This window comes from Bradyrhizobium sp. UNPF46 (assembly GCF_006658625.1).
In the GTDB taxonomy this organism is placed as follows: Bacteria; Pseudomonadota; Alphaproteobacteria; order Rhizobiales; family Xanthobacteraceae; genus Bradyrhizobium; species Bradyrhizobium nitroreducens.
On the sequence record NZ_LFJB01000012.1, the window covers coordinates 104,480 to 125,522 of the forward strand.

Genomic DNA, 21,043 nt, shown 5'->3' on the forward strand with positions numbered 1-21,043 from the left:
CACGGGCGGTCACTCCGCCGCAAGCGGCTTTGTCGCCTCCGCCTTGAGCTCGGCCCGGGTCTTGGGCTTAGCCTTAATCCGCAGCTCCTCCAGGTCCTGGCGATCGCGGACGCTGTTGCGGAAAATCTGATCCATTCCGGGCAGATATTGCGGCGGGCAGTACGCGTCCTTTGCGCCGTACCAGGCCGCCGCCCTCATGGTGAAAAAGGGATCGACCAGATGCGGCCGGCCAAGGGCGACGAGGTCCGCCCGACCCGCGGCCAGGATGGTGTTGGCCTGGTCCGCCGTCGTGATGTTGCCGACGCACATCGTGGCCACCCGCGCCTCGTTGCGGACCTGGTCGGAAAACGGCGTCTGGAACATGCGGCCGTAGACCGGTTGCGCATCTCGCACGGTCTGCCCGGTCGAGACGTCGACGAGATCGACGCCGGCCTCGGCAAAGGCGCGCGCAATGGCCACCGCATCGTCGCCGGTGATGCCGCCTTCCGCCCAGTCGGTCGCGGAGATACGCACCGACATCGGCTTGTGCGACTGCCACACCGCGCGGAGCGCCTCGAAGATTTCGAGCGGGAAACGCAAGCGGTTTTCCAGCGAGCCACCATACTCGTCCGTGCGGGTGTTGGTCAGCGGCGAGATGAAGCTCGCGAGCAGATAGCCGTGGGCGCAATGCAGCTCCAGCATGTCGAAGCCGCAGCGTTCGCCGCGCTCGGCCGCCGCGACGAAGGAATCCCGCACCGCATTCATGCCGGCGCGATCGAGCTCGCGCGGCACCTGACTGTCGGGGAAATAAGGCAGCGGTGACGCCGAGACCACGTCCCAGCCACCTTCGTCCAGAGGACGGTCGATGCCGTCCCACATCAGCTTGGTCGCGCCCTTGCGGCCGGCGTGCCCGAGCTGAAGGCAGATCTTCGCAGCCGAATTGCCATGGACGAAATCCACGATGCGACGCCAGCCGGCCTCTTGCTCATCGTTCCACAGGCCGGCGCAGCCAGGCGTGATGCGGGCATCGCGGCTGACGCAGGTCATCTCGGTGAAGATGAGGCCGGCGCCACCGATCGCACGCGATCCGTAGTGGACGAGGTGAAAATCGGTCGGCACGCCTTCCTTGGCCGAGTACATGCACATCGGCGACATCACGGCGCGGTTGGCGATCTCCAGCTCGCGCAGCCGGAACGGCTGGAACAGCGGCACTGCAGGCTTTTCGGTGTCGACGTCAAAGCCGCCGGCGCGAACCTGTTTGGCAAAGGACTTCTCGACCTCGGCGACGAAATCGGGCGCCCGAAGCTTGAGATTGTCGTAGGTGATCGCTTTCGAGCGCGTCATCACGCCGAAGGCGAACTGCACGGGATCGAAATCCCAGAAGCGGTCGACATGCTCGAACCAGACCAGCGAGACATCTGCAGCGTGCTGCGTCTTCTCGACCTCCTCACGCCGGCCATGCTCGTAGACGTCGAGCGCGGCCTTGATGTCAGATGCCTTCTCCATCGCGTCGGCCAGGGCGATGGCATCTTCCATCGCGAGCTTGGTGCCGGAGCCGATCGAGAAATGCGCGCTTGCCTTGGCATCGCCAAGCAGCACCATGTTGTCCTTGACCCAGCGCTTGCTGCGGATCATCGGAAAATTCCGCCACATCGAGCGGTTGGTGAGCAGCTTGTGGCCATCGAGGAACCAGCCGAATATCTCGGCCATGCGGGCGGCGGACTGGGTCTCGTTCAGGCCGGTCAAACCGGCGCGTTCGAACGTTGCAGGGTCGGTCTCGAAAATCCAGGTCGAGTGCCCTGCCTCGTATTGATAGGCATGGGCAATGAACGGGCCCCACTCCGTCTCCTGAAAGATGAAGGTGAAGGCATCGAGCGGCCTGGTCGAGCCCATCCAGGCGAACTTGTTGGTGCGCAGATCGACTTCCGGCTGGAAATGATCGACGTATTTTTCGCGGAAGCGGCTGTTGATGCCGTCAGCGAGCAGGATGAGATCGGCATCGGCGAAGCGGGATTCGTCATCGACGTCGGCTTCGAAATGCAGCACTACGCCGAGCTCGCGCGCCCGCTCCTGGAGGATCAGCAGCAGCTTCTGCCGCGAGCAGCCGCAAAATCCGTTGCCGCCGACCCGGTGGACCGTGCCGCGAAAATGCACCGCGATATCGTCCCAGTAGGCGAACTCCTGGGTGATGCGGCGATAGCTCGGAAGATCGTGTTTCTCGAAATTGTCCAGCGTGGCGTCGGAGAACACCACGCCGAAGCCGAACGTGTCGTCGGCGCGATTGCGCTCGTACACCGTGATGTCGGCGCCCGGGCGCTGCTTCTTGAGCAGGATTGCAGCGTAGAGACCCGCAGGTCCGCCACCGATGATCGCGACTTTCATGGGAGCCTCGCCAATTCACCCGGCCATGAAAACTATTTTAAGCCTAAAATAATTTGACGCAAGTCCCCGCTGCTCACTTCGCTTCAGAAGGCGCGGCCTAGTCGCCCCGGAAGACCGGCTTGACCTTGTTGGCGAAGGCCTCGAAGGCGCGCTCGAAATCGGCCGTGGTCATGCACAGAGCCTGGGCAACGGCTTCCGCCTCGATGGCCTCCTCAACCGACATTGCCCATTCCATCGCCAGCATTCGCTTGGTCATGGTGTTGGCGAAGGTCGGCCCTTCCGCGATCTGCTTCGCCAGAACTTGCGCCTGGGGCAGCACCTGCTCCGATGTCACGATCCGGCTGAAGAAGCCCCAGCGCTCGCCCTCCTCCGCGGTCATGAACCGGCCGGTATAGAGCAGCTCGGATGCACGGGCCTGCCCGATGATCCGCGGCAGGATCGCGCAAGCCCCCATGTCGCAGCCGGCCAGCCCCACCTTATTGAAGAGAAAGGCCACTTTGGCGCCGCTCGCCGCAAGGCGTATGTCCGAGGCCATGGCGACGATCGCACCGGCGCCGGCACAGATGCCCTCGACTGCGGCAACGATCGGCTGCGGGCAGGCCCGCATCGCCTTGACGAGATCGCCGGTCATCCGCGTGAAGGCGGTCAGCCCCTTGGTGTCCATCTTCACGAGCGGGCCGATGATCTCGAACACATCGCCACCGGACGAGAAATTGCCGCCGGCACCGGTCACGACGATGGATTTGACGGCGTCGTCAAAGGCGCAGGCACGAAAGAAATCGGTCAGCTCCCGATAGCTTTCGAATGTCAGCGGATTCTTCCGCTCGGGACGATTGAGCGTGACCGTCGCAACGCCGTCGACCACGGCCAGCAGGAAATGCTGCGGCGAGTAATCCGCGAGCGGCACGGTGACAGGATTGGCTGGTCTGCTCATGCGATCTCCTTGGGTGTCTGTTGCGCGCCGCTAGATTTCGCCGCCTGCGACTGCGATTGCCTGTCCGGTGATTGCGCTGGCGCCCTGCCCGCACAGCCAAAGCACGGAATCCGCCACCTCTTGAGGCGCGATCAGGCGCCCTTGCGGATTGTGCCTGGCGAGCTCGGCGATGGCCTGCTCGCGGCTTCGTCCCGTCTTCTTCATGATGTTGTCGATGCTGCCGGCGACGAGATCGGTATCGGTGAATCCGGGGCAAACGGCATTCACGGTCACATGACTGCCCGCGAGCTCCAGGGCAAGCGAACGAACGAGCCCGACCGCGGCGTGCTTGGCCGCAGTGTATGCGCTGACATAGGCATAGCCCTTGAGGCCCGCCGTCGACGCAATCACGACGATACGGCCATAGGGACGATCCTTCATACCCGGCAGCACGCCGTGGATGGCATGGACGACGCCCATGAAATTGATGTCCATCATGCGCGCAAACAGGGCACTGTCCGACTTTGCAAACGGCGCGGATTCGGCGCTGCCCGCATTTGCGATCAGGATATCGATCGGCTTGCGCGCATGGGCCTCGGCGATGGCGGCCTTCAGAGCGATCTCGTTCGCGACGTCGGCGGCAGCCGCAAAATGCGCAGCGCCTGCGTTGACGGCCTCTTCGAGGGCCGCGACGTTCCGGCCGACGATCGTCACAGTGGCGCCGGCACCGACGAGAGCCGCCGCGATCGCTCGACCGATGCCGCGGCCGCCACCGGTCACCAGCGCGTGCGGCGAATGCGGCAATCCGGACATGCGCTGGCTCCCTCGGATCTCGTGATCGTCTTCCGATATATTTTAACCTTCAAACTTTTGCAATGAAGGCGCCGCTCGCCGGCGCGAATGCCGCGCCACGAAACACGGCCCGGAAATTGCTTTAAGTATAAAATTATCGCTTCCCATCGCCGCAAGGCCTGTTAGCATCCATGGGCCGAGCAGAAGGATGTCGCGTGTCGCAGCCTGTACCAATGATAACAAAGGACGGACGCTTCGCCTATGAAGCCGCAGGCGATCCGGGCGCGATCCCTCTGATTTTCCTGCATGGCATCGGCGGGGCGGCCCGGAGCTGGCGGCAGCAGCTGGCGACTTTCGGCAGCAGCTTCCACGCCATCGCTTGGGACATGCCGGGCTATGGTGGCTCGGCACCGCTCGCGAGCGTCAGCATCGCTGCCCTGGCAGATGCACTCCAGCAATTCATCGAACAGCTTGGTGCAACGAGACCCATTGTGGTCGGCCATTCCATCGGCGGCATGATCGTCCAGCAATGGCTGGTGCAGTTCCCGAAACTGGCCCGCGCGGTGGTGCTGGCGCAGACCAGTCCTGCCTTCGGCAAGGCCGACGGCGATTGGCAGAGATCCTTCATCGCGGCGCGGCTCGGCCCGCTCGATCGCGGCGAGACCATGAGGTCGCTGGCACCTTCGCTGGTGAAGGAGCTCGTTGGCGACGATCCGGATCCCAGGGGAATGGAGCTTGCGCGCGCGTGCATGGGGAGCGTGCCCGAAGCGAGTTATCGCGCCATGATGCTGGCCTTGATCGGGTTCGACCAGCGCAGCACGCTGAAGGACATCTCCGTTCCGGCCCTGTTGCTGTCAGGGTCCAAGGACAACAATGCCCCCGCGCCGATGATGGCGAAAACGGCGACCTACATCCCTGGGGCTGAATATGTCGAGCTCGCCGGCGTCGGCCATCTCGCCAACCTCGAGCGTCCCGACGCCTTCGACGCGGCGCTCGGCCGCTTCCTCGATTCCGTGACGACCAAAGCGTAAGGTGATTGCGCGATGACCATGCAAGTCAGCAAGACGATTGGCGCAACCGGCAAGGTCGCGCTGGATGCCCCGATCTTTGATCCCGTCGCCTTCCGCCTCAGTGACGAACAAGCCGGCATCATTGCGCGCGCGAGGGAGATCGGGCAGAGCGTGTTCGCCGGTCGCGCCGCCACCTACGATCGCGAGGCGATCTTCCCGACAGAGAATTATCGCGATCTGCACCGCGTCGGTCTGCTCGGCATTGCCGTCCCCAAGAAGCACGGCGGACTCGGCGCGAACTACCAGACCTATGCGTTGGCGGCGGCCGAGATCGGCCGCTATTGCGGTGCAACGGCGCTGACCTGGAACATGCACGTCTGCTCGACCCTGTGGTCGGGCCCGCTGGCCGACGATCTCGACATGGACGCCGAGACCCGCGCGGAACACGAGCGGCGTCGCGCGGTTCATTACAAGCGCATTGTCGATGACGGCGCGATCTATTCGCAGCCCTTCTCCGAGGGCGGTGCGGCGGCCGCCGGCGGCGTCGCCTTTGGCACGGAGGCAAAGCCGGTCAAAGGCGGCTGGATCGTCAACGGCAAAAAGATCTTTGCATCGCTCTCCGGTCATGCCGACTATTACGGCGTGCTCTGCACCGAGATCGAGGAAGGCGAGAAGGCGTCTCGCCGCAACACGCTTTACCTCGCGATATCAGCCAAATCGGAAGGCGTTTCGGTCGTCGGCGACTGGGATCCGCTCGGCATGCGCGGAACGGTTTCGCGGACGCTGCTGTTCAAGGACGTGTTCGTCCCCGAGGATTCCGCGCTGATGCCGCGCGGCGTCTACTTCCAGGCCGCGATGCGCTGGCCGCACATGTTCCTGACGCTGTCGCCGACCTATATGGGCCTCGCGCAGGCCGCCTACGACTTCACCGTGCGTTATCTGCGCGGCGAAGTGCCGGGCATGCCGCCGGTCAAGCGGCGGATGTACCCGACCAAGCAGATCGCGGTCGCGCAGATGCAGATCAAGCTAGAGCAGATCAAGGGGATCTGGTTCCAGGCGGTCACGGAAGCCTGCGCCAATCCGAGCAAGGAGCAGGTGCTGCGAGCCTATGCCGCGCAATATTCGGTGATGGAAGGGGCCAACGAGCTCGCGGCGCTCGCGATCCGTACCTGCGGCGGCCAGGCCATGCTTCGCTCGCTGCCGCTGGAGCGGATCTATCGCGACAGCCGCTGCGGCTCGCTGATGCTGCCCTGGACGGCCGAGCTCTGCCTCGACCGAATCGGGCGCGAGGCGCTGTACGAGGCCGGCGAGACGGACGACTGACGGTGGACCTCTGTAGTCTGATCGATCGCAACGCGGCGTTCGCGCCAGACAAGACAGCCATTGCCTTCGAAGGCGAGCGGCTGAGCTATGCGGCATTCGGCGCGCGCATCGAACGGACCGCGACGGCGTTGAAGCAGGAGCTGGGTGTCGGCCGCGGCGATCGCGTCGCGATCCTGAGCCTGAACCGGCCAGACTATCTGGTGCTGCTCTACGCATGCGCACGGCTGGGTGCGATGCTGGTGCCGCTGAACTGGCGGCTCGCGGTCGCCGAGCAGCTCTTCATTCTCACCGACGCCGGTGCAAAGGTGCTGGTGCTCGAACGAGCGTTCGAGGGCATTCTTCCCGAGCTTGCATCGGGGACATCCGTTGTCGGGCTCGACTTCTCGCCGCCTCGCGGTACGACGTTCGAAAGCCTGCTGGCCCGCAGCGACGGCACCAGCCGCAATCCGCACACCGATCTCGCCTGCCCGTTGCTGATCGTCTACACCTCGGGAACGACGGGGCGGCCGAAAGGCGCGGTGCTGCGCCAGGAGGCTCTGTTCTGGAACGGCGTCATGAGCCAGCACATGCACAACATGACGTCGGACGACCACGTGCTGACCGTGCTGCCGTTCTTTCATGTCGGCGGCCTCAACATCCAGACCACGCCGGCGCTCCAGCTCGGTGCGACGGTCACGATCCACGCCCGCTTCACGCCGGACACGGCGCTCTCCGCGATCGAGAACGAACGGCCGACGCTGACCGTGATGGTGCCGGCGATCATCCAGGCCGTCAGCGAGCATCCCGCCTGGGCGACCACCGATCTGTCGTCACTCAGGGCCGTCGCCACAGGCTCGACCATCGTGCCGCCGCACCTGATCGAGCGCTTCGTCGCGCGCGACGTTCCCGTGCTTCAGGTCTACGGCTCCACGGAGACCTGCCCCATCGCCGTCTATACACGCCTTGGCGGCGATCTCTCACGGCCGGGATCGACCGGACTTGCCGGCCTGTGCTGCGAGGCCAAGATGGTCGATCATTCCGGTAACGAGGTGCCGGCGGGCACGCCAGGTGAGATTGCCGTGCGCGGACCCAACGTGTTCTTCGAATATTGGGGCAACGAAGCTGCAACGCGCGAGGCGCTGCACGACGGCTGGTATCGCACCGGCGATATCGGCCTGTGCGACGCCGACGGCTATTTCTGGGTTCGCGACCGCAAGAAGAACATGATCATTTCGGGCGGCGAGAACGTCTACCCGGCCGAGGTCGAGCGTGTCCTGCTCGAGCACCCCGATGTCAGTGAATGCGCCGTGATCGGACGGCCAGATCCGCGCTGGGACGAAGTGCCGATCGCTTACGTCATTCCCCGATCCGGTCGCCGGCTCGAAGCGGACGAACTGAGGTTCCACCTTCAGGCGCAACTCGCGCGCTACAAGCTTCCGCGCGACATCGTCTTCGTCACGGATTTGCCGCGGACGGCGCTGGGCAAGGTCCAGCATTTCCTGCTGAAGCAGCTCGATGCGCAGTCACGCGCGCAAGGAGAAGCATCTTGAAGATCGCTGTTCTGGGTGGGGGAAACGGCTCTTTCGCGGCCGCAGGCGATTTTGCGCTCTCAGGGCATGAGGTGCGGCTTTGGCGCCGCGATGCCGACCAGGTCGCGGCGCATCGCGCCGCCGACGCGCGCATCCTGGTCAAGGACCACAACGGCCGCCACGACGTGAGGCTCGCGCTGGTCACGGCCGATATGGCCGAGGCCGTCGATGGCGCTGAGCTGATCCTGTGTCCGGCTCCCGCCTTCGCGCAACCGGATATCGCCCGCCTGCTCGCCCCACATCTGCGGGACGACCAGGTCGTCTTCCTGCCGCCGGCGACATTCGGCTCGATGATCTTCGCCCAAGCTGCGAACGACGCGGGGAACCATGCCAAGGCGAGCTTCGCCGAAACCGGCACGCTGCCGTGGCTCACCCGCAAGCACGGGCCGTTCGAGGTCGCGATCACCATCCGCGCCAAGCGGCTGCCGGTCGGGGTGTTTCCGCTCGACCGGGCGCCGCACGCGCTCGAAGTGATCGGACGCGCCTTTCCCGACGCGATCGAGCCATGCGGAGACGCATTGTCCGGCGCACTGATGAATGCTGGCCCGATCATCCATCCGCCGCTGATCGTGATGAATGCAGGCCCGATCGAACATTTCGAACGCTGGGATATCCATAAGGAAGGTACGCAAGCCGCGATCCGGCGGGTGACCGACGCGCTCGATGCCGAGCGGATCGCGGTGCGCGAGGCGCTCGGCTACGGCGCGCCGCATTTCCCGCTCGCTCATCACTACGCGAAGCAAGGCGAGATCTGGATGTATGGCCGCGGCTCGCACGACCGCCTGACCGATTCCGGCGACTGGCGCGAGCGGATCGTGCTGACGGAGCATCGCTACATGCGCGAGGATCTGCGGCTTGGACTGTCGCTGCTGGTCTCCGTCGCCGGCCTCGCGGGCGTGTCCACACCTCTAGCCAAGGCCTTCCTGTCGATCGGCGGCGCGATCTGCGGCGAGGATTTTGCGCAAGGCGGCCGCACGCTCGGGACGCTGGGGCTCGACAAGCTCAGCAAGGCCGAATTTCAGACGCTGCTTCGCAATGGATTCTGACCGATGACCAGTCGCGCCCACATTGCCTGTCTCGGGGCCGGCCGCATGGGCCGTGGGATTGCCGTCGCGTTCGCCTACGCCGGGCACAAGGTCGCGATGATTGACGTCAAGGCTCGCTCTCCGGAGGACTTCGCCAAGCTGGAGGCGGACGCGCTCGGTGAGGTCAGGAAGACCTTCGCTAGCCTGTCGACGCTGGGGCTATTGACCGAGGCGGATGTGGATCCGCTGATCGCGCGGGTCTCGGTGGTGCCGGCGAGCCAGAGCGGCGCGGCGTTGGCCGAGGCCGGCATGGTCTTCGAAGGCGTTCCTGAGGTCGTCGAACTCAAACGCGAGGTGCTGAGGGCGGCCTCCCAGCAGGTCGGCCCCGATACGATCATCGCATCGACGACGTCGACCATCCTTGTCGACGATCTCTCAGGCGCGATCGTGAACCCGCGCCGCTTTCTCAACGTGCACTGGCTCAATCCCGCCTACATCATTCCGCTTGTCGAGGTCTCGCCCGGGAAAGCCACCGATCCTGCCATCATCGACGAGGTCAAGGCTCTGCTCGAAGGCATCGGCAAGGTTCCGGTTGTCTGCGCAGCGACGCCCGGCTTCATCGTGCCGCGTATCCAGGCGCTGGCGATGAACGAAGCCGCACGCATGGTCGAGGAAGGCGTCGCCAGCGCCGAGGAGATCGACAAGGCAATCCGCTACGGGTTCGGCTTCCGCTACGCCGTGCTCGGGCTGCTCGAGTTCATCGACTGGGGCGGCGGCGATATCCTGTACTACGCGAGCCGTTACCTCGAGGGCGCGCTCGCCAGCGACCGCTATCGGGCGCCGGAGGTCATTTCCCGCAACATGCATGAGGGGCGGATCGGCCTGCGCACGGGCGCTGGCTTCCTCGACTACTCCGGGATGGATGTGGATGCGTATCGCGTGAAACGGCTTCAGGCCATGGTCGACCTGCTCCGGCACTTCGACCTCGCCCGGCCGCCCGTGCTCGACCGCGGCTAACCGAAGACGTCCTGAAGCACGCCTTCCCGCACCACGGCGACGCCATCGAGCTCGATGGTCGTTCCCATCATCGGCAGATCGAAATGGCCTGCCGTATAGCGGCCGGCGAATTCGTTGGCGCCGGTCGAGAACAGGAAATTGCCGGAGACGGCGCGAATTTCCGTACCGTTGGTGTCACGCTGGTCGTACATCGACAGCGCTTCGTAGCGCGCGCCCGGATTCATGCCGAAGCCGACATGCGAGACCGCATAGGCCTCGCGGTCGCCCCAGGCGGCGAGATAGGCGCGCATCATCGCCGCATCCGTGCCCTCACCCGCCAGCTCGACGACATAGTCGTCCTTCAGCGTCATCGTCACTGGCGATGTCAAATATCGCTTGAACGTCAGATTGATGTCGCCCGGCGCCATCACCAGCGTGCCGTTGATGGTCCCGCTCTTCGGAAAGCTGACGACGATTCCGCCCGGCCAGTGCGCGAGCGTGCCGGGCTTGTCGGTCCAACCCCACACGCCGACCGTGGACGCGCCGACCATGTCGATATCCAGCGCCGTGCCGGCCTTCGACGTTACCCGCATCCGCTTGGTCGCGCGCAGCATCTTGGCCGCCGCGCGCACGCGCTTCTCAAGCGCGGAATCCGGCACCATCCGCTCCAGCGCCTCGGGGTGCTCGTTCGAAATCACCAGAATTCGCGCGCCGGCCTTGAGGATCTCCGGCGTCTCCACCGCGTGCATCAAGCCCTCGATGGTGCAATCCACCACGAAGCCGGCCTGCTGCAGGGCGGTGATGACCGGGCCCAGCTTCTGGATGGCCTCGCTCGCTCCCGTCGAACGAACCGGAACGATATTCCGGTTACGCGGCGTCGGCATCACTACGTGAAACGGCCGCGCGCCCATGCGCAACAGGGCGAGCTCCGCCAGATGCACATTCAACGCGCGCGACTGCGTCTCCGAGAGAATTGCGGCGGTATCGCCGGCCTTGACGGCGCATCGCTCAAAGATCTCGCAAAATGCGTCGATCCATTTTGCCTCGATGCGATCTGCCAGCATGGGTCACTCCCGGTCTTGTTTCTTCTTCGTTCGGATCACGCTTCTGGAAAACCCCGCAGGAGGTAAGATCGCAGGGCGCCCAGCAGGGCGTTCAGAATCAACCCCAACAGCGAGATCGTGATCAGCGGTACGAACATGTCGACGGCCTGAAAAGTTCGCGCCGCGGTCACGAGCGCGTGCCCCAATCCGTCCGTCGACGTGATCATCTCGGCCAGAAACACCACGATGCAGGAAATGACAAGCCCGATCCTGCAGCCGGTCAGGATCGACGGCATCGCGGCCGGCAGCACGACCTTGAACAGGATTTGAAAGCGCGGCGTTCCCGCCGCCATGGCCGACCAGATCAGTTTCTGCTCAACAGTGGAAGCACCGTAATAGGTCGAGAGCAGAATGGGAAAGAGCGCGTCCGCGGTCACCAGGGTGATCTTCGATCCGTGGCCGAATCCGAGCAGCAGCAGAAGTGCCGGATAGAGCGCGACCTTGGGCAGCGGGGCCAAGACACGGACGATCGGCCGCACGACGGCATTGATCGCGGGACTGGCGGCTGCGGCTATGCCGATACCGACACCGAGCACGACCGCGATCGCGAATCCGGCGAACAGCCGGATGAGCGTTGCCGCGATCTCCTGCTGGAACGTCCATGTCACGAGCTGCTGCAGCAGCCGGCTGAAGACGAAGCCCGGCGGCGGCAGCAAGACCGCGGGCGCGAAGCCGAAGGACACCAGCCCCTGCCACAGGGCGATGACCAGTGCGATCGGGGCGATCCCGAGAAGGACGTTTGGGGAGAGAAGGCGCGCCATCACGAGAAGCTCAGCGGCAGGTCGAACTGAGGCTCCGACCACCGCACGAGCCTGGCCCGAACCCTCTCAAAGATCGCGTCGAAGCAAATTCCCATGGCGCCCACGATGATGATCATCGCAAAGACGGTGTCGTACTGGCCCATGTCGAGGGCATTGAACAGGATGTTGCCGGCACCGGACTGGCGGGCGATCATCTCGCTCGTGATCATCGTGATCAGCGCCAGGACCAGGCCCGTGCGGCATCCGGTCAGGATTTCCGGCAGCGCCGCCGGCAGCACGATCCGCACCAGGCGCTGGGCCGGCGACAGACCCATCGCGGCGCCCGACCACAGCATCTTCTCCTCGACGGCCTTGGCACCCTCGAAGCTATGGTAAATCACGGGAAGGCTGACGCCGAGGAAGATCACCAAGGTTTTGGTGACGTCGCCGACGCCCAGCCACAGCATGATGATCGGCATCAAGGCGGCCTTCGGCACCGGATAAATCACCATCAGAAGCGGATTGAAGAACGCCGCGACGCTGCGGCTGCGTCCCATCAACAGGCCCAGCGGAATCGAAACCAGCACCGCCACGCCGAACCCGAGCGCCATACGGCGAAGCGAGGCCAGGATGTTGATCAGGGATTCCTTGTCGCCGAGAATATCGGGAATCGCGCGGATCGCTTCAATCGCCGTCGGGAAGCTGTCGTTCTTCAACACAAGCGAGGCAAACTGCCACACCGCTAGCAACCCGATACAGGCCAGCACCGGAGCGGCTCGTCTGAGCAGGGTGGCCGGTGACATCATAACGCAGGCCCGGCTTCGTCGCTTTCATCGAACATGCGCTCGATATCGACGACGTACTCTTGATAGCGCGGGTCGAGCAACAGCTCGTTGCGGCGGCGTGGCCGCGGCAGATCGATGTCGATGACCTCGCGGATGCGGCCGGGAGATTTCGACATCATCACGACCTTGTCGGAGAGAAAAACCGCTTCGTCGACCGAATGGGTGACGAACAGCACTGTCTTGCGGTCGCGTTCCCAGATGTTCAACAGATCGTTCTGCAGGCGGGTCCGCGTATGGGCGTCGAGCGCCCCGAACGGTTCGTCCATCAACAGGACTTCAGGATGGTAGGCCAGCGTCCGCGCCAGCGCCACACGCTGCTTCATGCCGCCCGACAGCTCCTTGGGATAGAAATTCTCGTACCCCTTGAGGCCGACCATCTCGATCAACGCCCTGCTCTGCGCTTCGGCCTCGGCGGCGCGCACGCCCTGCTGACACGGGCCATACATCACATTGCCGAGCACGGTTTTCCACGGAAACAGCGCGAATTCCTGGAAGACCGGGCCACGATCCGGACCCGGCCCCGTGATGGCCTGCCCTTTCATTTTCGCCGCACCGCTGGTCGGGCTGACGAAGCCGCCGACGATATAGAGCAGTGTCGACTTGCCGCAGCCCGACGGACCCAGGATGGAAACGAAGGCTCCTTCCTCGATCGTCAGCGAAATATCCGAAAGCGCCACATGATCCTTGCGCGCCGAAGTCTGAAAGACCTGCGAGACATGGTCGATCTCGATGATTACAGAAGCCGGCTCTTGTGATGTCACCGGTCTCACCCATTCGCTCGATCTCGCAGGCACTGCCGTCATTCCGTCGCTCGCCTTACCGTGTGACACAGGCTTAGCAAGAAGTCTGCCAGACAGACGATCGTTTGCGCACCTGTGCGATGCGTCATTCGAACCACGGCCATTCTGCCGGGCCTTCATGTGTGACGGCTCCGCCCGGCGCCTGCCCAACCAGTCGCGCATATTTTGCAAGCGCCCCCGCCCGGTGCCGCGGCGGACGTTGCTTCCAATCGCGACGGCGCGCAGCAAGTTCCTGCTCATCGAGCAGAACATCCATCCGCCGGTTTGCGGCGTCGATCCGGATCCTGTCGCCGTCCCGAATGAGCGCCAGCGGACCACCGACAAAGGCTTCGGGAGCCACGTAGCCGATGCACATGCCGCGGGTCGCGCCGGAGAACCGGCCGTCGGTGATCAACGCTACCTTTTCGCCCATGCCCTGCCCGTAGATCAGCGCCGTGACGCCGAGCATCTCACGCATACCGGGACCACCGACCGGGCCCTCATTGCGGATGACGAGAACCTCGCCCGCCTTGTAGCTCCGGCCGCGAACGGCTTTGACGCAAGCCTCCTCATCCTCGAACACGCGCGCCACGCCCTCGAAAAACTGGCTCTTCAAACCGGCAACCTTGATGACCGCGCCGTCGGGACAGAGGTTACCCTTCAGAACCGCCACACCGCCATCAGGCATGATCGGCGCGCGAGAGGCGTAAACCACCTCGCCATCGGGCGCGTTGGCTGCGCCATATTCTTCAGCAAGCGTGCGGCCGGTGATGGTGATGCAGCCACCATCGATGTGACCACTCTGGATCAGCTCGCGGATCACAACGGCGGCACCTCCGATGTCGTAGACATCCTTTGCCGTGTACTTGCCGCCCGGCCGCAGGTTTCCAATCAACGGCGTTCTTGCAAAGACCTCGCCCACGTCATCGATCGTGAATGCAATGCCGGCCTCGTTCGCGATCGCCGGCAGATGCAATGCGGCGTTGGTCGAGCCTCCCGTCGCCGCGACGATGGCCGCGCCGTTCTCGAGGGACTTCCGTGTCACGATGTCGCGCGGCAACGGCCCGCCGCGTTTCAGCATCTCCATGATCAGCCGTCCGGCCCACCGCGAGATTTGCGCACGCTCTGCATAGACACCGGGCACCATCGAGACGTTGGGAATGGTCATCCCCATCGCCTCCGAGACCATGCCCATGGTGTTCGCAGTGAACTGGCCGGCGCAAGCGCCGATCGTCGGCAGGCAGGCCCGCTCGATCCGCTCGAGCGTGGCGCCGTCGATCTCGCCAGTCATGAAGCTGCCGACGGCCTCATAGGAGTCGAGCACCGTCAGCGTACGACCGTCCACGCGCCCCGGCAGCGAACTGCCGCCGTAGATGAAGATGGACGGCACGTTGCAACGAACCATGCCCATCATCACGCCGGGAAGCGTCTTGTCGCATCCGCCGTATCCGATCAGCGCGTCGTAGGCCAGACCATGAACGACAGCCTCGATCGAATCGGCGATCAGCTCGCGCGAAAACAGCGAGAACTTCATGCCCTCGTGGTTCATGCTGATGCCGTCAGACACCGAAACGGTCGAGAATTCACGCGGCGTGCCGCCGGCCTCCTCGATGCCGGTCTTTGCCGCAGCCACCTGGAAGTCGTGGGTCATGTTGCAGGGCGTCTGCTCGCCCTTCATGCTGACGACGCCCACCATCGGCTTTGCAATCGCAGCGTCGTCAAGCCCCATGGCACGCATGAATGCCCGGTGCGGGGCCCGGTCGAGGCCATCCGTCGTGACTCGTGATCGTAACTTCTTCATGCGTGCATCTTCTTCATGCGGCGGGCCGGAGAGCCGGAACGGCGCGAGATCATCGGCCGGTTCGTTCGCGCGATCGCCTATTGCAGCGGAGCGACGATCGTCGGATGCTTGAATTGCGCGACATCCAGTTTGGGCAGCATTCCGGTCTCCGCGTAGATGTCCAGCATCTTCTGGATTGCCGGGAAATTCGGCGCGGCGCCTGGATCGCGGCCGAAATCGTTGTCCTTGAGCAGATAGGTCTCGAGCACCGGGATGGGCGCCTTCAGCACTTCATTGACGACCTTGAGAGTCTCCTCGCGGTTCGCCAGCGCCTTCTTCATGCCCGAGGTGATATCGCGGACATAGGCCTTGACGAGTTCCGGGTTCTTGTCGACGAAATCGGCGCGGCAGGCTTCCAGGATATGCACGATGTTCGGCATGGCCTCCGACAGTGAGAACAGCTTCCGTGTGCCGCCCTTCGCCTCCGCGCGCGCGGCAAACGGCTGATTCATGTTGACGGCGTCGACACGGCCCTGGCGCAGCGCATCCTCCGAGACTGCAAACCCGACCTCGACCAGCTTGATATCCTTGGCTGGATCGACACCATTCTGCTTCAGGAGCAAGTTGAACGGACCTTGGGTGCCGCCCCCAATCACGGAAATGCCGACCGTCTTGCCCTTGAGATCGGCGATTGTCTTGATGGGCGAGTCATCCTTGACGGCCCAATAGACCGAGAAGCCGCCCGGCTTCTCGAACACGTGCTGCGCGACGATGTAGGCCTTGAGATTGCCGCCGACCACGCCGTTGGCGAGCGACAGCGGCGCCTGCGTCGCACAGTCCAGCGCCCCCGCGGCCAGGGCCTGCGTCATCGGCGCGGTGCCCTGGAATTGGGTCCATTCGATGTTGTAGGTCTTGCCAATATTGGGGAATTCGGCCGGGCGGCGCATCATCCAGTATTTGGATTCCTCGGCTGGGATCGTCCAGCCGACGCGGATCGTCTGCTGCGCCCATGACGGGCATGCCCCTGCGGTCACGGCGGCCGCCGTCCCCAAAGCCAGGATCCACTTCGAAACGGTTCGCATCGTGCCCACTCCGCTGCTTTGGCGCCGACCGGCGCCACCCAACCCGACCGTCTCAAATGTTTCATGGTTCAAACAATCAGGCAAGCCATGCGAACCGGCTGGTTTTGCCGCCTGATGCGCAATGTATGGTAAGGCGGCGTCGCGCTGCGACAGAAGGAGGCAACCTATGGCTGATGCGAGCAAGGCAAACCCGCAAGGCGCCGAGAGGCTCGGTTACCTCGGCCTCGGGCTGATGGGGACGCCGATGACCCGGCGCCTGCTCAAGGCTGGCTATCAGGTGACGGTCTGGAACCGTTCGGAGGGCAAGGTGGCTCCGCTTGTCGAAGCCGGCGCCAGGCGCGCAGGTACGCCTCGCGACCTCCTGGCGAATTCGGATATCGCCTTCATGTGCGTGACGGATGCGACGGCGGTCGAGGAGGTGATCTTCGGGCCGGAGGGTCTGGCGGCAGCGCCCGGTGCAAGCAAGCTCGTCGTCGACTTCTCGTCAATCCACCCCGACGCTGCGCGCGACCTCGCCAAGCGACTGGAAAGCGCAAACGGCGCCGGCTGGATCGATGCACCTGTGTCCGGCGGGACGAAGGGTGCCGAGGAAGGCACGCTTGCGATCATGGCGGGCGGAGAAGCAGACGATATCGAGCGAGTCCGGCCTTACGTGCTGGCCATGGCCCGCAGGTTCACCCACATGGGCCCGACCGGCGCCGGTCAGACCACAAAACTCTGCAATCAGGTCATCGTCGGTTGCGCCATGGCCGTCCTCGCCGAAGCCACGCGCCTTGCCGTCAACGCGGGAATTGACGCCAATCGGCTTCCCGAAGCGCTCGCCGGCGGCTTTGCGGATTCCATTCCGCTTCAGCTCTTCGTGCCGCGGATGGTGCAAGGCATTCACTCGCCGCCCCTGGGTCACATTGCCACGATGCTCAAGGATCTCGACACGGTTGCTGACGTCGCACAGGCGACGTCGACGCCGGTGCCGATGGCCTCGCTTGCTGGACAGCTCTTCAGACTGGCCAAGGCCGCGCGCGGCGCGGAAGCGGACGCGCTGGAGATTTACAAGCTGTCGGCGGCAAAGACGTAGGCTGTCGAACGCACCGCGAAGCACGCCGGGGTCACTTCTTGCGCTCGTCGTCCGCAAGAAATCGACCGAACGCGCCTCGCGCGAAGAGCAGCGGCTCCGTCGCGTTATACGTATAGGCCTCGACCGCACCGAGAAAGATCACGTGGTCGCCGCCATAATAGCGATTCACCGACCGGCATTGAAAATTGGCGACGCTCTCGGCAAGCACCGGCGCCGCGCCGAGGCCCGGTGTCCAGTCCACACCGGTGAACTTGTCCTCCGAGGACTTGGCGAATTTGCTCGCAAGAGCCTGCTGCGAGGCGCCAAGCACATTGACCGTGAAATGGCTGGCGTTCTGGAAAATGGTCAGGCTCGAGGAATAGACAACCAGGCTCCACAAGACCAGCGGAGGATTCAGTGAGACGGAGGCGAACGAATTGCAGGTCAGGCCGTAGGGCTTGCCGTCAGGCGCCGCGGCCGTGATGATCGTCACGCCCGTAGCATAGGTTCCGAGCGCATTGCGAAAGTCGCGAGGATCGATCGGCGAGCTGTCGCTCGCGAACTCATTGGCTGGATCGGGGCCGGCCGGCTGCTTCGGCAGATCATTCATCAGCCGGCCTCACAGCGTGAGATTCTCGGACGGCAGGCCCAGCGCCACGCGTCCATAGTTGGTCCCGGCCGCATCGAAATTGAACGCGAGATGCGAGTTGATGGCGTGTGCATCACGGAACTGCCGCTGCAATACGCCTGACGTAAACAGCCCGCGCGCGCCGCTTGCGGCAAACAGCATCGAGACGGCATCCGTGCATAGGTTCACAGAAAACGATCCGTCGCGCCGATATCTGGTCTTGGTCACCATGTCGGGAATGTGCCCGCACCGCGCGTCTTCCATGGCATCGAGGCACGCCGACCGCATGATCAATCGCGCGGCATCGATCTTCGCCGAGGCCTCCGCGATCTTGATCTGGGTGCTTTGAAAGTCGCTCAGCTTGGCGCGATTGTAGGTCGAAATCCGGTGGCGTGTGACCTCGATGTAATCGTCGAGACACGCTTGCGCATTCCCCAGGGCGACGCCGGAGAGGACGTATGGGAACAACGAAAACACGGGCAACGCATAAAGCGGATTCGGGTTGATCTTGCTTCCCGGCGTCGGGCCGCCTGCGAGCTCGCCGACAGCAACGGTCATATGGTCGGCCACGAAGGCGTCCCTGACCTCCACGTCGCAAGACCCGGTCCCGCGCAATCCCGCGACATTCCAGGTATCCAGCACCTTGTAGTCGCCCTTGGGCAGCAGGAAGATCCGATACTCGATGCCGTCTGCCTCGTCTTCGGAGTAGACTACGCTCGCCAGCATGTTCCATTCGCAGGAGGCAACGCCCGAAGAGAATGGCCAGCTGCCGCGCAGCTGGTATCCGCCGTCAACTTTCGTCGCGCGTCCGGCTGGGAAAATGAACGAGGACGCGATTAGCGCGTCCGGATCACGGCTCCAAACGAGATCCTGCGCCTTCTGCTCGAACATGCCGAGCATCCAGTGATGGCTTGCCAGATTGGCGAGATTCCAAGCGACCGACGCATCGGCTTGCCCAAGCAGCTCGGCGCAATCGACGAGGGCGACGTAGTCGAGTTCGGCGCCGCCGATCCGTGCCGGCTGGAGCATTCGGAACAAACCGCCGTCGTGGAGATCCCTTTCGGTCTCCGGCGGGAGACGTCGGAGCTCCTCCGTCCGCGCCGCCCGCTCTCGAAGTCGCGGCAGGAGAGCCCGGGCCTTCGCGATCATTTCCGCATAGGCGCGTTCGCCAGCTTCCGACCCGGCGGACTGATCCATGCTCGGCTTTCGACCAGGCGCCATTCTGTCCCTCGCTTCGCGTATTTATGCGGCCGCCCCTTCGCCAAATCAAGCCAATGCAGCTGACACCGCATCAAAGCCGGTGAGCCTGACGCCATGGGGATCGACCGCGAACCTAGCCCGTCGAGGGTTTGCCCGCGCCAAAGACTCCCTTCCGGGTAAAATCCGCGATACGACGCTCGTCATAACCGAGCATATTGCGCAAGATGTCCTCGGTGTGCTCCCCCAGGAGCGGGGCGGCAACGGGGTCGACCGCACCGGTCAGGCTCATGGTTATCGTTGGCTCGATGTTGGGGACCCATTCCGCGGTACGATGCGGAATCCGGCTCAAGCGATGGCGTTCGCGAGCTTCGGGCGCGTTGAACCCCTCCTCGACCGTTCGGAGATAGCCGACCGGAATATTGGCGAGCTTCATCTTTGCCATCCAGTTCTCAAGGGTATCGCCGGCAAAGACGTCCGCAATGGCGGCACGCAGGAGCTCCTTGTTCTCGGAACGGGCCTTGCGCGTGGCAAACTGCGGCTCGGTGATGAGATCGGGGCGGTCGAACACCTCGACCACGAGCCGACGATAGAGCCGATCGTTGGCGCAGGCCATGTAGAGCGGTCCGTCTGAAGCCTCGTAGACGCCGACGGTGGGCGACCCGCTGGGTGAATTGCCGAACCGGCCGGGATTTTCACCGTTGATGAGATAGGCCATGCCGTAGAAGCCGGTCATCCCCATCGCGACGTCGAACAGAGCGACTTCGACATGCTGCCCGCGGCCGAGCCGGTCCCGCGCAAGCAGTGCCAGAAGTATCGCGTTACAGGCGGACATCCCCGTCGCCATATCCACGATGGGAGGGCCGGTGCGAACCGCGGGGCCATCGGCAAATCCATTGAGCGACATGAAGCCGCTCTCGGCCTGAGTGATGGGATCGAAGCCGGGACGCGAGGCGAACGGTCCGGAGCGTCCGTACGCCGAAATCGAGCAATAGACCAGCCGGGGATTGGACGGCGCGACCCTCTCGTAATCCAGCCCGAACTTCTTCATGACCCCGCTCGAGAAATTTTCCACGACGACATCCGCCTTGCGGATCAGGTCAAGCGCTATCTCACGGGCCTCAGGAAGGGAAAGGTCGAGCGCGATGCCGCGCTTGTTGCGGTTCAGGCTCAAATACGCGGCGCTCTCGCCGCCAATCTCGGCATGCTCATAGGCGCGGGTATCGTCGCCGCCGTCCGGATTCTCGATCTTGATGACGTGTGCGCCGAAATCGGCGAGCGTCTGCGTGCAGGCCGGGCCGGCGACGACCCGCGTGAAATCAACGACCAGCAGACCGTCGAGCGCAGTCGGCCCTCCCATCGCCCGCGGCGAACGTTCCGGCAATTGAGGCTTGGTGGGCATCGATGGCACGCTCCCTTACATCGGCTTATGGCTGCCGAATTTCCCGCAACGGCAAACTTAAAGCCCGGCGCCGCCAACTTCGCAAGTGTCTCGCTCGCATTGGTTGTCAACGCAAAAAAGCCCGGCAGCCATGGCTGCCGGGCTTCGATCCTGCGCATACAAGCCGCGCTTCACCTTATAAGGACCATCGCAGGCCGCGTTCCGCATCGCGGGATATGCACTTGGCCGTCAGCGCAACCACTTGCCCGAGCTGCGCCCGCTGTAAATGCCCTTGTAGCGCGCAGGCTTGAGTAGCGGCTCGAAGATCTTCGCCGTCGGAATTTTCAGGATGGACAATGGATGCGCTCGCTCGCCCTAGGTGTGGAGCCTCAAGAGGTTGTCCTTGGTCAGCCCAAGTCTGCTGATCGGCGTTTGTGAGTCTATACCACCGTGGGGCCGGTGCCAG

At 63.9% G+C, this 21,043-nt stretch carries 18 protein-coding genes; 6 read left to right on the forward strand and 12 right to left on the reverse strand.

Features of this window, described 5'->3' with window-relative positions:
• Positions 1-9: 9 nt before the first annotated feature.
• The 3 genes from UNPF46_RS07265 to UNPF46_RS07275 all read right to left on the reverse strand — a co-directional run bounded on the left by UNPF46_RS07265 (position 10) and on the right by UNPF46_RS07275 (position 4,087).
• Positions 10-2,361: a bifunctional salicylyl-CoA 5-hydroxylase/oxidoreductase gene (locus UNPF46_RS07265; RefSeq protein ID WP_142249518.1), complete on the reverse strand. Its 2,352-nt coding sequence runs from the start codon at positions 2,359-2,361 to the stop codon at positions 10-12.
• Between the two features lie 97 nt (positions 2,362-2,458).
• Positions 2,459-3,295, reverse strand: coding sequence for an enoyl-CoA hydratase family protein (locus UNPF46_RS07270; RefSeq protein ID WP_142249519.1), 837 nt, complete (start codon positions 3,293-3,295; stop codon positions 2,459-2,461).
• 30 nt (positions 3,296-3,325) lie between these two features.
• Entirely contained in the window at positions 3,326-4,087 is a 762-nt protein-coding gene (locus UNPF46_RS07275; RefSeq protein WP_142249520.1) for an SDR family NAD(P)-dependent oxidoreductase, read from the reverse strand.
• A gap of 212 nt (positions 4,088-4,299) precedes the next feature.
• Here UNPF46_RS07275 and UNPF46_RS07280 point away from each other — a divergent pair, with 212 nt between their 5' ends.
• The 5 genes from UNPF46_RS07280 to UNPF46_RS07300 are packed head-to-tail and all read left to right on the forward strand — an operon-like array spanning position 4,300 to position 10,009.
• A complete protein-coding gene (locus tag UNPF46_RS07280) occupies positions 4,300-5,097 on the forward strand; it encodes an alpha/beta fold hydrolase (protein ID WP_245448446.1) in 798 nt (265 codons plus the stop codon).
• A 12-nt stretch (positions 5,098-5,109) separates the two neighbouring features.
• Positions 5,110-6,399: an acyl-CoA dehydrogenase family protein gene (locus tag UNPF46_RS07285; protein ID WP_142249521.1), complete on the forward strand. Its 1,290-nt coding sequence runs from the start codon at positions 5,110-5,112 to the stop codon at positions 6,397-6,399.
• Positions 6,400-6,401: 2 nt separating this feature from the next.
• Positions 6,402-7,928 carry a class I adenylate-forming enzyme family protein gene (locus tag UNPF46_RS07290; RefSeq protein ID WP_142249522.1) on the forward strand — a complete coding sequence of 509 codons (1,527 nt, stop codon included), beginning with the start codon at positions 6,402-6,404 and terminating at the stop codon, positions 7,926-7,928.
• Positions 7,925-9,013, forward strand: a complete 1,089-nt coding sequence (locus tag UNPF46_RS07295) for an NAD/NADP-dependent octopine/nopaline dehydrogenase family protein (RefSeq protein WP_100179569.1) — start codon at positions 7,925-7,927, stop codon at positions 9,011-9,013. Before UNPF46_RS07290 ends, UNPF46_RS07295 begins: the two co-directional genes overlap by 4 nt.
• Positions 9,014-9,016: 3 nt before the next feature.
• Complete coding sequence (locus UNPF46_RS07300; protein ID WP_142249523.1) at positions 9,017-10,009, forward strand: 3-hydroxybutyryl-CoA dehydrogenase; 993 nt, start codon at positions 9,017-9,019, stop codon at positions 10,007-10,009.
• Here the strand turns inward: UNPF46_RS07300 and UNPF46_RS07305 are convergent.
• The 6 genes from UNPF46_RS07305 to UNPF46_RS07330 form a co-directional block, all read right to left on the reverse strand.
• Positions 10,006-11,052, reverse strand: a complete 1,047-nt coding sequence (locus UNPF46_RS07305; RefSeq protein ID WP_100179571.1) for a 2,5-dihydroxypyridine 5,6-dioxygenase NicX family protein — start codon at positions 11,050-11,052, stop codon at positions 10,006-10,008. The two genes, UNPF46_RS07300 and UNPF46_RS07305, sit on opposite strands and share 4 nt — an antisense overlap.
• Positions 11,053-11,087: 35 nt before the next feature.
• The gene (locus UNPF46_RS07310; RefSeq protein WP_181769827.1) at positions 11,088-11,852 is read right to left on the reverse strand and encodes an ABC transporter permease; all 765 of its coding nucleotides are present in this window, start codon (positions 11,850-11,852) and stop codon (positions 11,088-11,090) included.
• Positions 11,852-12,637, reverse strand: coding sequence for an ABC transporter permease (locus UNPF46_RS07315; RefSeq protein ID WP_100179573.1), 786 nt, complete (start codon positions 12,635-12,637; stop codon positions 11,852-11,854). Before UNPF46_RS07315 ends, UNPF46_RS07310 begins: the two co-directional genes overlap by 1 nt.
• Positions 12,634-13,479 (reverse strand): ABC transporter ATP-binding protein, encoded by an 846-nt coding sequence (locus UNPF46_RS07320; RefSeq protein WP_142249534.1) that lies wholly within the window; start codon positions 13,477-13,479, stop codon positions 12,634-12,636. Before UNPF46_RS07320 ends, UNPF46_RS07315 begins: the two co-directional genes overlap by 4 nt.
• 82 nt (positions 13,480-13,561) lie before the next feature.
• Positions 13,562-15,256, reverse strand: coding sequence for a dihydroxy-acid dehydratase (gene ilvD, locus UNPF46_RS07325; RefSeq protein WP_142249525.1), 1,695 nt, complete (start codon positions 15,254-15,256; stop codon positions 13,562-13,564).
• Positions 15,257-15,333: 77 nt separating this feature from the next.
• Positions 15,334-16,317 (reverse strand): ABC transporter substrate-binding protein, encoded by a 984-nt coding sequence (locus UNPF46_RS07330; protein ID WP_174719351.1) that lies wholly within the window; start codon positions 16,315-16,317, stop codon positions 15,334-15,336.
• 166 nt (positions 16,318-16,483) lie between these two features.
• On the opposite strand from UNPF46_RS07330, the gene UNPF46_RS07335 reads away from it, so the two are divergent.
• Positions 16,484-17,392: an NAD(P)-dependent oxidoreductase gene (locus UNPF46_RS07335; protein ID WP_181769828.1), complete on the forward strand. Its 909-nt coding sequence runs from the start codon at positions 16,484-16,486 to the stop codon at positions 17,390-17,392.
• Positions 17,393-17,423: 31 nt separating this feature from the next.
• On the opposite strand, the gene UNPF46_RS07340 is transcribed toward UNPF46_RS07335, so the two are convergent.
• The 3 genes from UNPF46_RS07340 to UNPF46_RS07350 form a co-directional block, all read right to left on the reverse strand.
• Complete coding sequence (locus UNPF46_RS07340) at positions 17,424-17,981, reverse strand: flavin reductase family protein (protein ID WP_100179576.1); 558 nt, start codon at positions 17,979-17,981, stop codon at positions 17,424-17,426.
• Between the two features lie 9 nt (positions 17,982-17,990).
• Positions 17,991-19,220, reverse strand: a complete 1,230-nt coding sequence (locus tag UNPF46_RS07345) for an acyl-CoA dehydrogenase family protein (protein WP_142249527.1) — start codon at positions 19,218-19,220, stop codon at positions 17,991-17,993.
• Between the two features lie 112 nt (positions 19,221-19,332).
• Entirely contained in the window at positions 19,333-20,598 is a 1,266-nt protein-coding gene (locus tag UNPF46_RS07350; protein ID WP_142249528.1) for a CaiB/BaiF CoA transferase family protein, read from the reverse strand.
• Positions 20,599-21,043: the final 445 nt, after the last annotated feature.